Annotated in this window: 10 protein-coding genes; all 10 read left to right on the top strand. The window is 70.3% G+C overall.

Features of this window, described 5'->3' with window-relative positions:
• Nucleotides 1-73: 73 nt before the first annotated feature.
• The 10 genes from AL072_RS19095 (at nt 74) to AL072_RS19050 (ending at nt 15,846) form a co-directional block, all read left to right on the top strand.
• The gene (locus tag AL072_RS19095; protein WP_082108992.1) at nt 74-1,741 is read left to right on the top strand and encodes a sensor domain-containing diguanylate cyclase; all 1,668 of its coding nucleotides are present in this window, start codon (nt 74-76) and stop codon (nt 1,739-1,741) included.
• Nucleotides 1,742-1,781: 40 nt separating this feature from the next.
• Entirely contained in the window at nt 1,782-2,573 is a 792-nt protein-coding gene (gene otnI / locus AL072_RS19090; RefSeq protein WP_045582753.1) for a 2-oxo-tetronate isomerase, read from the top strand.
• A gap of 104 nt (nt 2,574-2,677) precedes the next feature.
• Nucleotides 2,678-7,777 (top strand): AAA family ATPase, encoded by a 5,100-nt coding sequence (locus tag AL072_RS19085; protein WP_144428288.1) that lies wholly within the window; start codon nt 2,678-2,680, stop codon nt 7,775-7,777.
• Nucleotides 7,774-9,330, top strand: coding sequence for an ATP-binding protein (locus AL072_RS19080; protein WP_045582755.1), 1,557 nt, complete (start codon nt 7,774-7,776; stop codon nt 9,328-9,330). Before AL072_RS19085 ends, AL072_RS19080 begins: the two co-directional genes overlap by 4 nt.
• Complete coding sequence (locus AL072_RS19075; RefSeq protein ID WP_045582756.1) at nt 9,330-9,992, top strand: response regulator transcription factor; 663 nt, start codon at nt 9,330-9,332, stop codon at nt 9,990-9,992. The genes AL072_RS19080 and AL072_RS19075 overlap by 1 nt, the downstream gene beginning before the upstream one ends.
• Before the next feature lie 289 nt (nt 9,993-10,281).
• Entirely contained in the window at nt 10,282-11,937 is a 1,656-nt protein-coding gene (locus AL072_RS19070) for an ABC transporter substrate-binding protein (protein ID WP_245636855.1), read from the top strand.
• Nucleotides 11,938-11,943: 6 nt separating this feature from the next.
• Entirely contained in the window at nt 11,944-12,912 is a 969-nt protein-coding gene (locus AL072_RS19065; RefSeq protein ID WP_045582758.1) for an ABC transporter permease, read from the top strand.
• Between the two features lie 3 nt (nt 12,913-12,915).
• Nucleotides 12,916-13,797 (top strand): ABC transporter permease, encoded by an 882-nt coding sequence (locus tag AL072_RS19060; protein ID WP_045582759.1) that lies wholly within the window; start codon nt 12,916-12,918, stop codon nt 13,795-13,797.
• Entirely contained in the window at nt 13,794-14,819 is a 1,026-nt protein-coding gene (locus AL072_RS19055; protein WP_052710054.1) for an ABC transporter ATP-binding protein, read from the top strand. Before AL072_RS19060 ends, AL072_RS19055 begins: the two co-directional genes overlap by 4 nt.
• A complete protein-coding gene (locus AL072_RS19050) occupies nt 14,809-15,846 on the top strand; it encodes an ABC transporter ATP-binding protein (RefSeq protein ID WP_045582760.1) in 1,038 nt (345 codons plus the stop codon). Before AL072_RS19055 ends, AL072_RS19050 begins: the two co-directional genes overlap by 11 nt.
• Nucleotides 15,847-15,851: the final 5 nt, after the last annotated feature.

The raw sequence follows: 15,851 nt of genomic DNA, 5'->3' as shown, positions 1-15,851 counted from the left end.
GAGATCCGGGGTAGACGGCCCTGGAGTGCGATCATACAAAGTGGAGTCGGGTCGTTAGCGATAAGGTGTCTCGATGGGTTCACAGGCCGCTCCCCCTCAATCCGGCGATCCGGACGACGGGGCCGGTGCATGGACGTGGGGCGAGGACGGCGGCCGGGGCGGGCCGCTCGGCGCGCTGTTCGCCGGCAATGCCGCCCCCATCCTGCTGATCGATCCCGGTGCCGATGGCGCGATCGTCGACGCCAACCCCAAGGCCGCCGCCTTCTATGGCTACAGCCGGGAGCGGATGCGCAGCCTGCATGTCTGGGACATCAACGTTCTCGGCCACGCGGTCCTGCCGGCGATGCATGCCATCGCCTCGTGGGAGGGCGGCCATTTTCCCCAGCGTTTCCGTCATCGTCTGGCCGACGGTTCGGTGCGTGACGTGCAGGTCTATGCCGGACCGGTCGTGGTCGCCGGGCGCCGGCTCCTGCTTTGCATCATCCACGACATCACCGCGGTGATCGAGGCGGAGCATTTCAACCGCCTGCTGCTGGAGAGTGTCCAGGTCGGCGTCTGCGGCATCGACCGCGACGGCAACTTCACCTTCTTGAACCCGGTCGCCACGCGGACCTTCGGTTTCCAGCACGACAGCGAACTGATCCGCGGCCATATCGGCGCCTACCTGACGGGGGCAGGGGCGGAGGTGGAGGACTGGCGGACCCATCCGGTCGGCCGCGTCGCCGATGGCGGAGAGGGGGTCGAGGCCCTGGACTGTACCCTGCACCGCCATGACGGGTCGCCCTTCCCGGCACGGCTCACGGCCAGCCCGATCCACAACGATCAGGGCTTCGTGGGGGTGGTCGTCAGCTTCACCGACCGCAGCGGCGAGACCGAGCGGGACGCCCAGCTGAGCGACCTGACCAATGCCCTGCCGGGCGCGGTCTTCCAGGCGGAGCTGCTTCCCGACGGCCGCGTGCGCCCGACCTATTTCAGTGCAGCCGCGGCGGCGCTGTTCGGACTGCCGGCCGCGTCGACACCCACCGACTGGCCGTCGCTGTCGCCGATCATGAGCCGCAGGCGGTGGGCCGGGCTGCGGCGCGCGCTGCGCCGGGCCGGGCGGGACGGGACGGCGTGGGAACAGGAAGGGACGGTGGGGCTGGCGGAAAAGCGCTGGCTGCTGGGGCGTGCCCTTCCCCGCAGCCGTCCCGACGGCACCGTGACCTTCAACGGCGTCCTGCTCGACATCACCGAGCGCCGGCGGCTGGAGGCGGAGCTGGAGCAGGCGGCCCAGATCGATCCGCTGACAGGGCTGTGGAACCGCCGCCGTTTCCAGCAGGCGCTCGACGAGGCTGCAGCAGCCTTGCGCCGCAACGGGCGCCCCTATTCCCTGATGCTGATCGATATCGATCACTTCAAGCGCTACAACGACACGCACGGTCATCAGGCCGGCGACGAAGCCCTGCGCCGGGTCGCCGCGACGCTGGCCGGCCATTCCCGGCGCCTGGACGGGCTGGCCCGCTGGGGTGGCGAGGAGTTCGCCCTGCTGCTGCCGGAAGCCGAGCTGGACGCCGCCGCCGTGCTGGCCGAAAGGCTGCGCCGCGCGGTGGCCGCCCTGGCCGGCTCCGGGCTGCCGGCCACCATCAGCATCGGCATCGGGCAGGCCGGCATCGCCGAGGACGCCGATTCGCTGTTCCGGCGGGTCGATGCCGCGCTCTATCGCGCCAAGGCGGCCGGCCGGAACCGCGTCGAGCGGGCATAGAGCCGCACTGCCGGGAACCAGACGCCAGGAGCAGGATCGCATGCCCCGTTTCGCCGCCAACCTGACCATGATGTTCACGGAATGGCCGTTCCTCGACCGCTTCGACGCCGCTGCCGATGCCGGCTTCCGGGCCGTCGAGTATCTGTTCCCCTACGACCATGCGCCCGATGCCGTGGCTGCCCGGCTGCAGCGCAACGGCCTGACGCAGGCGCTGTTCAACATGCCGCCGGGCGACTGGGCGGCGGGGGAACGCGGACTGGCGGCGCTTCCCGGCCGCTTCGCCGAGCTGACGGCCGGCGTCGCGACCGCGCTGCGCTATGCCGAGGCCACCGGCTGCCGCCGGCTGCACCTGATGGCCGGGCTCGCCGACCCGGCCGATCCGGCGGCCCGTTCCCGCTACCGCGACGCCGTGCTCCACGCTGCCGATGCGCTGGGGGGACGCGGCATCGACCTGATGCTGGAGCCGATCAACGGCCGCGACATGCCCGGCTATTTCCTGAATGACTTCGCCGCCGCCGAACGCTGGATCGCCGGGATCGGCAGGCCCAATGTAAGGTTGCAGTTCGATCTCTACCACCGCCAGATCCTGCATGGCGATGTCTCCATGGCGCTGCGCCGGCTGATCCCGCTCACCGGCCATGTCCAAATCGCGTCGGTGCCCGCACGCGACGAGCCGGACGACGGAGAACTGAACTGGCCCTTCCTGTTCGCCGAGCTGGACCGGCTCGGCTATGACGGTTTCGTCGGCTGCGAATACCGTCCCCGCGGCGGCACCCTCGACGGGCTCGGCTGGTTCGCCGCCCATCGCGATCGGCAGGAACCCGCCGGATAAATCGGCCGGCGGCACCTCTGCACCGTCCCCATCCGCGGCGGATTGCCGCTACCATGTCGTGGATGCAGGACGGCGTCAGACGCACCGGTGGGAAAGGCCGCTTCATGGAATCCATCGCCGATTTTCCGGATACGGATTTTCCGGGCACCGACCTTCCGGGTCTCCTCCGCCTGACCGAGGCCGGGTCCGGCAACCACAGGCTGGACAGCGACGGGGAGACCCGGCTGCTGCGGGTGATGCGGCCGGGTCAGGCCTTTCCCATCCTGGTGCGGATGGCGGAGCCGGACGGCAGGACCGAAGCGGCTCTCGACCGGCTGCAACGGGAACATGCCCTGTCCCGCCGTCTGGATCCGGTGTGGGCGGCCAAGCCGCTCGACCTGCTGCGCCATGGCGAGATGCCGGTGCTGACCATGGCCGATCCGGGAGGGCAACCGCTGTCGACCCTGGCGGTATCGACGATGCCCTTCCGCGGGCGGCTGGCGCTGGCGGTCCGCCTGGCCGGGGCGTTGGCGCAGCTGCACCGGCGGGGGCTGCTGCATGGCGATCTCCGGCCGTTCAATTTGCTGGTCGGCGAGGACGGAGCGGTGCGGCTGACCGGTTTCGGGCGCTCCCGCCTGCTGTCCGGGGGCCTGCTGTCCGGTGGGCTGTCGTCCGGGGGCCTGCCGCTGCTGGCCGCTCCCCCGGCGGACCGGCCGGCGCTGCTCGCCTACATGGCTCCGGAGCAGTCGGGGCGGATGAACCGCCCGGTCGACCGGCGCAGCGACCTCTATTCCCTCGGCGTCACCCTCTACGAGCTGTTCACTGGGGAGCTGCCCTTCGCTGCGCGCGACGCGACGGAATGGATCCATGCCCATCTCGCCCGTGCGCCGATTCCGCCCGCCTTCCACGCTCCCGACCTGCCGCAGGCCGTCGCCGGCATCCTGCTGCGGCTGTTGGCCAAGACGGCGGAGGACCGTTACCAAAGTGCCGACGGCCTCGTCCGCGACCTGACCCACGCCTTGCAACTTTGGGAGGTCCAGGGGCGCATCCCGCCCTTTCCCGCCGGCCGGCGTGACCTGCCGGAAGGGCTCGCTTCCCCGCCGGCGCTCTATGGCCGTGACGGACCGGTGGCGGTTCTCCAGGCCGCCTTCGACCGCGTCGCCGGCCATGGCCGCATGGGAATCGTCCTGGTCGCCGGCGGGTCGGGCGAGGGCAAGTCGGCTGTCGTCGGCGCATTGGAGGAACAGGTGCCACCGCCGCGCGGCCTGTTTGCCGCCGGAAAGTTCGACCAGGGCAAGCGCGACCTTCCCTATGCCAGCCTGGCCGAGGCGTTCCATGGGCTGGTCAGCCGCCTGCTGGCGCTACCGGCTCCGCACCGCGAGCGCTGGCGGCGCGCGCTCCGCGAGGCGGTCGGCGGGAACGGTGCGGCGCTGACCGCGCTGATCCCCAACCTCGCCCTGCTGATCGGGGAGCAGGCGCCGGTGGCGCCGCTGCCGCCGCAGGAGGCGCAGAACCGCTTCGACCTGCTGGTCCACCGGGTCGTCAAGGTCTTCGCCCGTCCCGATCATCCGCTGGTCCTGTTCCTCGACGATCTGCAATGGCTGGATCGCGCCACGCTGGATCTGCTGGACCGGCTGGTGGCCGGCGGCGGCATCGGCAACCTGCTGCTGGTCGGCGCCTACCGCAGCGACGAGGTCGGGGCAGGGCATCCGCTGGCGGCGCTGCTGCAGCGGATGCGGGGCGCCGGGCCGGAGATCGACCGCGAGGAGATCGCGCTGTCCCCGCTGTCGCTCGACGACGTGCGGCGGATGACCGCCGACAGTCTCGACCGCCGGCCCGACGAGGTGGCGGCGCTCGCCGCCCTGCTGCATGAGCGGACCGGCGGCAACCCCTTCTTCACGGTGCAGTTGCTGACCGCGCTGGAACGCTCGGGCCACCTGTGGTTCGACCGCGCCGCCCGGCGCTGGGACTGGAACATGGCGGCGGTGGAGGCGGCACGGTCGGGCGGCGGCATCGCCACGCTGATGACCGAACGGCTGGCCCGCTTCCCGGCCGAGGCGCGCGACCTGCTGGCCCGGTTCGCCGCGCTCGGCGTCCGCGTCCGCCTGTCCACCTTGGCGCTCGCCGGCGGCCTGCCGGAGCCGGAGGCCGAGCGCATCCTCGAGCCGGTGGTGGCCGAAGGGCTGCTGCTGCGGACGGAGGACGGCTACCGCTTCCTTCACGACCGGGTCCAGGAGGGGGCCTACGCCCTGGAGCCGGCGGAGGCGCGCGGCGCGCTGCACCTCGACATCGCCCGCGCCCTGCATCGCGGCTTCGCCGCCGATCTCTCCGGCGAGCGGCTGTTCGAACTGGTGGGCCAGTACGACCGCTGCATCCCCCTGATCCCGGAGGAGCCGGAGCGGGCGCAGGTGGCGACACTCTATCTCGCCGCCGGCCACCGCGCCAAGGAGGCGAGCGCCCATGGCTCGGCGCTCGCCTATGCGCTCGGCGGCCTGCGCCTGCTCGAGGGCGGCCGGTGGGAGCGGCGGCACCGGCTGGCCTTCGCGCTGGAGCATCTCCAGGCGGAATGCGAGTTCCTGAGCGGCGACCTGCAACAGGCCGAACGGCGGCTTCTCCAGCTCATCGGGCGGGCGGAGTGCCCAGTCGACCGCGCCGCCATCACGGCGCTGCTGGTCACCGTCTACACCGCCATCGACCGCAGCGACCGTGCCATCGACTCCTGTCTGGCCTATCTGCGCGGCGTCGGCATCGATTGGCCGGCCCACCCGCCGGCCGCGCTGGCCCACGGCGAATACGCGCAGTTGCGCGCGGCCATCGGCGACCGGCCCATCGCGTCGCTGTCCGCCCTTCCCGCCATCGGCGATCCCGACGGCCGGGCGACGCTCGACGTGCTGGCCGCGGCCTTGCCGCCGGCCTTCTTCAGCGACCGCAACCTGGTCTGTCTGATCCTGTGCCGGATGGCGAACCTGTCGCTCCGGAACGGGCGCAGCGACGCCTCCGCCCTCGGCTTCGCCTATCTCGGCATGATGGCCGGCCCCTGTTTCGGCGATTACGCCGCCGGCTACGAGTTCGGCCGGCTCGGCTACGATCTGGCCGAGCGGCAGGGCCGGACGCGCTACCGGGCGCGGGTGCTGATGACCTTCGCCTACCATGTCGTGCCGTGGACCCGCGACATCCGCAGCGAGCGGCCCCTGCTGCTGCGGGCCTTCGAGGAGGCGCGGGAGGCCGGCGACGTCACCTATGGCGGCTTCACCAGCGTCACGCTGGTCACCAGCATGCTGGCGTCGGGCGACCCGCTGGCGACCGTCCAACGCACGGCGGAAACGCGGCTGGCCTATGTCCGGCAGGTGAAGTTCGGCCTGTGCACCGACATCCTGACCACCCAGCTGCAATTCGTCCGTGCGCTGCGCGGGCGGACCGACGCGCTTCACTCCTTCGACGGGCAGGGCTTCGACGATGCCGCCTTCGAGGCGCGTCTGCTCGCCAACCCCAGCCTTGACATCGCCACCTGCTGGCACTGGATCCGCACGCTTCAACTCCGCTGCATCGCCGGCGACATGGCCGGGGCGGTCGAGGCGGCCGAACGGGCCGAGGGGCTGCTGTGGACCACGTCGGGCCATTGGGAGATGGCGGAATTCCACCTGCATGCGGCACTCGCGCGGGCGGGGGTGATGGACGGTGCCGCTCCGGAGGAGCGCGCCCGCCACGCCGCGGCGCTGGCCCGGCACCGTGACCAGTTGCGCGACTGGGCAGGTCACAGCCCCGACAGCTTCGACGCCCGTTCCGCCCTGGCCGGGGCGGAGGTCGCGCGGGTCGAGGGGCGGACGGAGGACGCGATGCGCGGCTATGACCGCGCGGTGCGGGCGGCGCAGCGCAGCGCCCTGCCGCATGTCGAGGCGCTGGCCAACGAATGCGCCGCCGGCTTCTACCGCGGATTCGGCATGCCGACGCTGGAGCTGGCCTCCATCGGGGCTGCGGCGGACTGCTACGGCCGCTGGGGCGCGTCGGCCAAGGTCCGGCAGCTCGCCGGGCGTTATCCGGCCCTCGCCCTCGATGCGGAGGAGGTGGCGGTGCCGGCACCGCCGCGCGGCTTCGGCGGGGTCGATCCGGCATCGCTGCTGGAAACCCTGCGGACCATGTCCGACCAGGCGAGCGTCGAGCAGCTGACAGGCACCCTGCTGACCCTGGTGCTGGAGCATGCCGGGGCCAGCCGCGGCCTGCTGATCCTCGCCCGCGGCGAGCGGCTGCGGGTCGAGGCGGAGGCGACGACGGGGCTCTACGGCGTGTCCGTCCGCCTCGTGCAGGAGGATGCCGACCGCACCGCGCTGCCCCATGCCATCCTCCACGGCGCCATCCGCGACCAGGGGGCGGTGATCGTCGACGACACCCGCGCCGCCGGGCCGTTTTCCGCCGATCCCTATTTCCGCGATACCGAGGCGCGGTCCATCCTGTGCCTGCCGCTGGTCCGCCGCCGCCGCGTCGTCGGGCTGCTGCATCTGGAAAACGCGCTGGCGACCCACGCCTTCACCCCGGATCTGGTCAATGTGCTGACCCTGCTCGGCGCGCAGGCGGCGGCATCGCTGGAGACCGCGACGCTGGAGGAGAAGGAGGCACTGCTGAAGGAGGTCCATCACCGGGTCAAGAACAACCTGCAGCTGGTGACCAGCCTGCTCAACCTCCAGGCCCACCGGATCGAGGACAAGGCGGTGGCCGCCCTGTTCGCCGATAGCCGCGACCGCGTCCGGTCGATGGCGCTGGTGCACGAGAATCTCTACCGGCTCGGCAACTTCGCCCGCGTGCCGATGCGCGAGCATTTGGCATCGGTCTGCGCCCACCTGCTGCGCGCCTATTCCCGGCAGGCCGGGGCGGTCCGGCTGGAAACCGACCTGGACGACCTGTCGCTCGACCTCGACCGTGCGGTGCCCTGCGGCCTGATCGTCAACGAACTGGTCTCCAACGCGCTGAAGCACGCCTTTCCCGGCGGCCGGGGCGGGGTTCTGCGGGTCGCGCTGACCGCGGACGGACGGGACTGCCGCCTATCCGTTCGTGACGACGGCGTGGGCTTGCCCGGCGATTACGATCCCGATAGGATGGACACCGTGGGGTTTCAGCTCGTTACGGACTTGACCAGCCAACTGCACGGTGCCTTCAGCTACAGTTCCAAGTCGGGTGCAGAGTTCATCGTCACCTTTCCTGTGAAGGGACGAAATCGGGGAATTGAATGATCGCGGCACGGATTCTGATCGTCGAAGACGACCGCATCGTCGCACGCGATATTCAGCATCAACTTGCCCGGATGGGTCATGTCGTCGTCGGGATGTCCGCCAGCGGCGAGGATGCGATCCGGCTCGCCGGCTGCCATCGGCCCGATCTCGTGCTGATGGACATCCGGCTGGAAGGGGAGATGGACGGGATCGAGGCCGCCCGCCGGATCCGCGACGTCCACCGCATCCCCATCGTCTTCCTCACCGCCTACGCCAATGACGAGGTCGTGCAGCGTGCCAGCCTGACGGAGCCCTTCGGCTATCTGCTGAAGCCGTTCGAGGAGCCGCAGATGCGCACCGTCATCCAGATGGCGCTGTACAAGCATGCCAGCGACGCGAAGCTGCGGATGAGCGAGCGGCGCTATGCCGCCACGCTCGCCAGCATCCGCGACGGCGTCATCCTGTGCGACGGCCAGGGCCGGGTCGATTTCATGAACCGGGTGGCGGAGACGATGACCGGCTGGACCGCGGCGGATGCGGCCGGGCAGCCGCTGGCCTCCGTCTTCGTCGCCGTCGACGAGGAAACGCAGGAGCCGCTGGAGGATTTCTCCACCCTCGTCCTGCGCAGCCCGGACTTCGCCCCGCCGGAACGGCTGTCCCGGCTGCTGCCCCGCGGCGCGGTCGGGGACGATTCCACCACGAAGCCGGGCGTCGTTGCGACCGGCGCCGCGGCTCCCGGTATCGTGATCGAGGAGCGCTGCTCCGCCATCATCGACGACCGCGGCGAAGTGGTCGGCTCCATCCTGGTGTTCAGCGACCTGACCCAGCGCCGGCAGATCGCCGAGGCGCTGCGCAAGGCCCAGGCCGACCTCGCCCATATCGGGCGCCTGACCATGATGGGGGAGCTGGCCGCGGCGGTCGCGCACGAGGTCAACCAGCCGCTGATGGCCATTGTCACCAACGCCGGCACCTGCCTCCAGCACCTGTCGCAACCGCAGCCGGACCTTGCCCGGACCCGGATCGTGGTGGAGCGGATCGTGCGCGACGCCCAGCGGGCCGGCGACGTGGTCCGCAGCATCCATGCGCTGGCCCGCCGCACCCCGGCCGATCCGGGCTGGGTCGACCTGAGCGCACTGATCGCCGACACGCTGGCGCTGGTGCGGGCGGAACTGCGCCGCGCCCGCGTCCAGGTGGAGACCGACCTGCCGCAGGGGCCGCCCTGGGTCCATGGCGACAGGGTTCAGTTGCAGCAGCTCGTGCTGAATCTCGTGATGAACGCCATCGAGGCGATGACCGCGCCGGCGGTGACGGAGCGGCGGTTGCGGATCGCCACCAACTGCGGGGATGGCCGCATCCGGGTCCGGGTCGAGGATACCGGGGTCGGCATCGCCGAAACGGATGTCGACGCCATCTTCCGGGCGCTCTACACCACCAAGCCGGACGGGCTGGGCATGGGCCTGTCGATCAGCCGCTCCATCGTGGAACTGCATGGCGGCTGGCTGACCGCGGCTCCCGGACCCTCGGGCGGGAGCGTGTTCGAATTCGTGCTGCCGGTGTCGCCCGGAGGGGAGTGATGAGGAGCAAGCCGCAAGCCGCCGCCCCCGCCGCCCCCACCGTCATCGTCATCGATGACGACGAGGCGGTCCGCGAAGCGCTGGAAGACCTGCTGGATTCGGTGGGGTTGACGGTCAGGAGCTTCCCGTCGGTGCGGCAGTATGCCGAGCTGTGCCCGGCGGTCGATGTCGGCTGCATGGTGCTGGACGTGCGGCTACCGGGTCGCAGCGGCCTGGATTTCCAGGCGGAGCTGGCCCGGTCCGGCGACAGCCTGCCGGTGATCTTCATCAGCGGCCATGCCGACGTGCCGATGTGTGCCCGTGCGATGAAGGCGGGGGCGTTCGAGTTCCTGACCAAGCCGGTCCATCACCAGGAACTGCTGGACGCCATCCACGCCGCCATCGCCCGGCACCGCGAGCGCCGCGACCGGGAACGCGGCCTCGTCACCCAGCGCACCCGCTTCGGTACGCTGACGCCGCGGGAGCGCGAGATCACGCTGATGGTGGTGTCCGGCCTGCGCAACAAGCAGATCGCCGACGACCTTGGCCTCAGCGAGGCGACGGTGAAGCTGCATCGCGGCCAGGCCATGCGCAAGATGGCGGCACGGTCGGTGGTGGAACTGGTGCGCATCGTCGACGGCCTGGTGCCGCAAGCGGTGCCGCAGTCCGACCGCCGGGCGTGATGCCGGCGGCCGGCGGTGCCTGCCCGGCTTCCGCTTGCCCATACCGGCCCCGACCTGTTCCCGGCCCCGGTTTCGATGACGGCACATCCCTGCATGTTTCACATCTCATCGCATGGCGGCATCTCCTCCTGATTCCCGCACTGAATCCGTGGAACCTCAGAGCCGTTTTTATAATATATTAGTGGTATTGTATATTATTGATGACAAAATTAGGTGTGAAACTATATTGACCTCCACATATCCCATGGGCTTAATCGGGCGCCTTATCACATGTGCGCCGGAGAGCAGAATGGTTGGACGGGATCGGCAGGTCGGAGGCGGTATCCGGCGGCGGGTGGTGGTAGCAGCGGCGGCGGCGATGACGGCGGCGGCGGCTCTCGGCGTGCTTCCCGTTTCGGCCGGGAACGCCGTGGCGCAGGAAGCCCGCCAGGGCGGCACCCTCAGCATCATCCTCCAGCCGGAGCCGGTGACGCTCACCCCGTCCACCAACATGGCGCAGCCGACCCAGGTGGTCGCCGGCAACATCTTCGACGGTCTGGTCTCCTACGACTTCGACCTGAAGCCGAAGCCCGCCCTGGCCGACCGCTGGGAGGTCGCGCCCGACGGGCTGACCATCACCTTCCACCTGCGCAGCGGTGTGAAATGGCATGACGGCAAGCCCTTCTCGGCCGCCGACGTGAAATGGTCGCTGGAGAACATCTGGAAGACCATCCACCCGCGCAACAAGTCGCTTTTCGAGAACGTCACCCAGGTCGATACCCCGGACGATGCGACCGTCATCCTGCGCCTGTCGAAGCCGTCGCTGCCGATCCTGTCGGTGCTGAACGGCGTCGGCGCCCCGATCCTGCCCAAGCATCTCTACGAGGGCACGGACATCCTCAACAATCCCTACAACAACAAGCCGGTCGGCACCGGCCCCTTCATCTTCAAGGAGTGGAAGCGCGGCGAGTATGTCGAGCTGGCCCGCAATCCCGATTACTGGGAGGCCGGCAAGCCCCATCTCGACCGGCTGCTGTTCCGCATCATCCCCGACGCCGCCGCCCGCGCAGCCGCCATCGAGAAGGGCGAGATCCAGTATGCCCCCTACAACCCGGTGCCCTTCCGCGACGCCGAGCGTCTGGCCAAGCTGCCGCGTCTGAAGGTCGACACCCGCGGCTACGAATGGCTGTCGCCGCTGCTCTATCTCGATTTCAACGTCGAGAACCAGTATCTGAAGGATGTCCGGGTGCGCCGGGCCATCGCCCACGCCATCGACCGTGCCGCGCTGGCGAAGATCGTCTGGTTCGGCTACGCCAAGCCGGCGATCAGCCCGGTGCCGTCGTCGCTCGTCACCTTCCACAACACCAAGCTGCCGCAATACGGCTTCGACGTGAAGAAGGCCGAGGCGCTGCTGGACGAGGCCGGCTTCAAGCGCGACGCCAACGGCGTGCGCTTCACCCTGACCCATGATTTCCTGCCCTACGGCGACGATTACCGCCGCACCGGCGAGTTCCTGAAGCAGGCGCTGAAGCGTGTCGGCATCGAGGTCACCATCCGCTCGCAGGACAGCGCCGCCTTCATCAAGCGGGTCTATGTCGACCGCGATTTCGACTTCGCGATCTCCTACAACAACGCCTTCCCCGATCCGCAGATCGGCGTGGTGCGCGCCTTCTGGTCGGGCTGGCTCGGCACCGGCACGCCCTGGACCAACGGCTCGGGTTATCGCAACGCCAGGGCCGACGCGCTGATCCAGGACGCCGGCATCGAAGGCGATCCGGCCAGGCGCGTGGCCCAGTTCAACGAGTTCCAGGACATCGTGCTCGGCGACGTGCCCTCGCTGCCGCTGCTGGAACTGAACTTCTTCTCGGTCTATTCGGCCGACCTCCAGGGCATCGTCGAACAGGGCGATCAGGTCTATTCGTCGTTGAAGAACGCCCGCTTCGTCCAAACCCCGAAGGGGAACTGAGGCGTCGTGCTGACCTATCTCAGGCGCAGTGCCGCCCAGGTGGCCTTCGTGCTCCTGGGCATCGCGCTGATCAACTTCTTCCTGCTGCATCTGGCGCCCGGCGACGCGGCCCAGGTGCTGGCCGGGGAATCGGGAGCGGCGACGCCTGAATACATGGAGGCGCTGCGCCGCCAGTTCGGGCTGGACCAGCCGCTGTACGTCCAGTTCCTGCGCTATCTCGGCAATCTGGTGACCTTCGACCTCGGCTATTCCTTCCGCCAGTCGCTGCCGGTGTCGGAGCTGATCCTGCAACGGCTGCCGGCGACGCTGCTGCTGATGGGAACCTCCATCGGCTTCGCGCTGGTCGCCGGCTGTTCGCTGGGCTTTCTCGCCGCCCGGCGGGCGGGGAAGCTGACCGACACGGTGATCTCCGTCGTGGCGCTGCTGTTCTACGCCACGCCGGTCTTCTGGGTCGGCATCATGCTGATCGTCGTCTTTTCGGTCATGCTGGACTGGCTGCCGGTCGGCGGCATGACCAGCGTCGAGGCCAACCTGAGCGGTCTCGCCCTGGTCGGCGACGTGGCGCTGCATCTCATCCTGCCGGCGGTGACGCTGGGGCTGTTCTATCTCGCCATCTATGCCCGGCTGATGCGGGTGGCGATGCTGGAGGTCTATGGCCAGGATTTCGTCCGCACCGCGCGGGCCAAGGGGGTGCGGCCCCGCCGCATCGCCTGGCGCCATGTGCTGCGCAACGCCCTGCTGCCGATCGTCACCACGCTCGGCGTGCAGCTCGGCTCGATCCTCGGCGGGGCGGTGCTGGTCGAAACCGTCTTCTCCTGGCCGGGGCTCGGCCGGCTGGCCTTCGCGGCGCTGTTCCAGCGCGACCTCAACCTGCTGCTCGGCATCCTGTTCTGCTCGTCGGTGGTCGTGGTTCTCGTCAACATCGCGGTCGATCTGGTCTATACGCTGCTCGACCCGCGCATCGAACTCGACTGACCGATGACCTCTCCCGACACCGTTTCCCTTCCCGCCCCGCGGCGGGAGTTCCGTGACAGCGGCATCGGCCGCCTGCTGCGCCGCCCGTCGGCGCTGCTGGGCCTGATCCTGCTGGCCGGTATCCTCGGCATGGCCGGCTTCGCCGACCTCCTCTTCCCCGGCGACCCGCTGGACATGGCGGGTAGCCCGCTGCTGCGGCCGGGCGACGAGGCGGAGTTCCTGCTGGGCACCGACATGATGGGCCGGGATCTCGCCTCCGGCATCTTCCACGGCGCCCGCGTCTCGCTGCTGATCGGCGGGGTGGCGGCGCTGGTCTCGCTGGTGATCGGCATCGGCATCGGCGCGCTGTCCGGCTATTACGGCGGCAGGATCGACCGGGCGCTGATGCGGCTGACCGAGCTGTTCCAGACCATCCCGCCCTTCCTGTTCACGCTGGCCCTGGTCGCCATCCTGCAACCCTCCGTCGCCACCATCACCGCGGCGATCGGCATCACCTCCTGGTCGGGGCTGGCCCGGCTGGTGCGGGCGGAGGTGCTGCGCCTGCGCAACAGCGAACTGGCGCAGGCCTCGATCATCCTCGGCGCGTCGGATGCCCGGATCATCTTCCTGCACATCCTGCCCAATGCGCTGGCGCCGGTGATCGTCTCCGCCTCCATCCTGGTGGCGACCGCGATCCTCACCGAATCCTCGCTGTCCTTCCTCGGCCTCGGCGACCCCAACGTCGTCAGCTGGGGCGGCATGGTGGGCGCCGGCCGCGAGGTGGTGCGCACCGATCCGCATGTCGCGGCGCTCCCCGGCGTCGCCATCGTCATCGCCGTGCTGGCGCTGAACCTGCTGGGCGACGGCCTGAACGACGTGCTGAACAGCAAGGGGGAGCGGCGATGAGCGCGGCCGTGCCGGTGGAGGCCGTCCTCGCGGTCGACGGGCTGTCGATCGCCTTCCAGACCCGCCGCGGCCCGCTGCCGGCGGTGCGCGACCTGTCCTTTGCCGTCAAGCGCGGCGAGATGCTGGCCATCGTCGGCGAGAGCGGCTGCGGCAAGTCGCTGACCGCGCTGGCGCTGCTCGGCCTCGTGCCGCCCCCCGGCCGGGTGACCGGCGGGACGGTGCGGCTGGAGGGGCGCGACCTGCTGACGCTCGGCGAGGAGGAACTGCGCCTGGTGCGCGGCGCCCGCATCTCGATGATCTTCCAGGAGCCGATGACCGCACTCAACCCGGTGCTGACCGTGGGCGAGCAGATCATGGAGGCGATCCTCGAACATGAGCCGGTCAGCCGCAAGGCGGCGCGCGACCGGACGCTGGCGCTGCTGGAGCGGGTGCGCATCCCCGATCCGGTCCGCCGCTTCGCCGAATATCCGCACCGCCTGTCGGGCGGCATGCGCCAGCGGGTGATGATCGCCATGGCGCTGGCCGGCGCGCCCGCCGTGCTTGTCGCCGACGAGCCGACCACCGCGCTCGACGTCACCATCCAGGCGCAGATTCTCAACCTGATCGACGAGCTGCGGCGCGAACAGGGCACCGCCGTCGTCTTCATCACCCATGACCTCGGCGTGGTGTCCCGCTATGTCGACCGGGTGCTGGTGATGTATGCCGGCCGCAAGGTGGAGGAGCGCGACACTCGCGACCTCTTTGCCGATCCTGCCCACCCCTACACGCAGGGCCTGATCGCAGCGCAGCCGCGAGGGCTTGTCGCGGCGCAGCCGCATGCCGGTCCTATCGGAGTGGCGCGCGAGCGTCTGACCGAGATCCCCGGCACCGTGCCGGCGCTGGCGGCGATGCCGCCGGGCTGTGCCTTCGCCCCGCGCTGCCCGCTGGCCGACGACCGCTGCACCCGCGAGGTTCCGCCGCCGCGCCGGGCCGGCAGCGGCCTCGTCGCCTGCCATCATGCCGGAGAGAGCCATGCGATCTGACGCCGCCGCCCTCCCGTCCGCTCCGCCGGCCCCGCCGGTGCTATCGGTCCGCGGGCTTTCGGTGGAGTACCGGACGCCGCGCGGCGTGGTCCATGCGCTGGACGACGTGTCCTTCGACCTCGCCCAGGCAGAGACGCTGGGCATCGTCGGTGAGTCCGGCTGCGGGAAATCGACCCTGGCGCGGGCGGTCGTCCGGCTGACCGAGCCCAGCGCCGGGTCGATCCTGCTGGCGGGAGAGGACATCACCGGCGCCTCGCGGCGGCATCTGCGCGGGGTGCGGCGCGAGTTGCAGATGGTGCTCCAGGATCCGGCAGCCTCGCTCGATCCGCGCTGGACGGTCGGCGAGCTGCTGGCCGAGCCGCTGGTGATCCACCGGATCGGCAGCCGGGCCGAGCGGCGCGAGCGGGTCGCCGACCTGCTGCGCAAGGTCGGGCTGCCGCCCGAGGCGGCCGGCCGCCGGCCGCACGAGTTCTCCGGCGGCCAGCGCCAGCGCATCGGCATCGCCCGCGCGCTGGCGCTGGACCCGAAGCTGGTGGTGCTGGACGAGCCGGTCTCGGCGCTCGACGTCTCGGTCCAGGCCCAGATCCTGAACTTGCTGACCGACCTGCAGCGGACGCTGGGGGTCAGCTTCCTGTTCATCGGTCATGACCTGTCGGTGGTGGAGTACATCTCCGACCGGGTTGCGGTGATGTATCTAGGCCGGATCGTCGAGATGGGCGACCGCGACAGCCTGTGGCGCCGTCCCGCCCATCCCTACACCCGTGCCCTGCTCGACGCCGCGCCGCGGATCGACGCGCCAGGGACCGCGTCGTCGCCCGCAGGGCCGGGGCTGGCCGGTGATACGCCCAGCCCCTACGACCTGCCCACCGGCTGCCGGTTCCACACCCGCTGCCCCATCGCCACCGATCTCTGCCGGCATGAGGCACCAGCGCTGCGGGAACTGGCGCCGTGCCATCTCGTCGCCTGCCATTTCGCCGATGACGGGACGGAGCCGTCCAGCTCCGCCCGGTTCGGGGCCGGCATCTGAACTGG

Origin of the sequence: Azospirillum thiophilum (assembly GCF_001305595.1) — a bacterium.
In the GTDB taxonomy this organism is placed as follows: Bacteria; Pseudomonadota; Alphaproteobacteria; order Azospirillales; family Azospirillaceae; genus Azospirillum; species Azospirillum thiophilum.
Note: the sequence above shows the minus strand (reverse complement) of the source record. Positions and strands in the feature narration are given on the sequence as shown.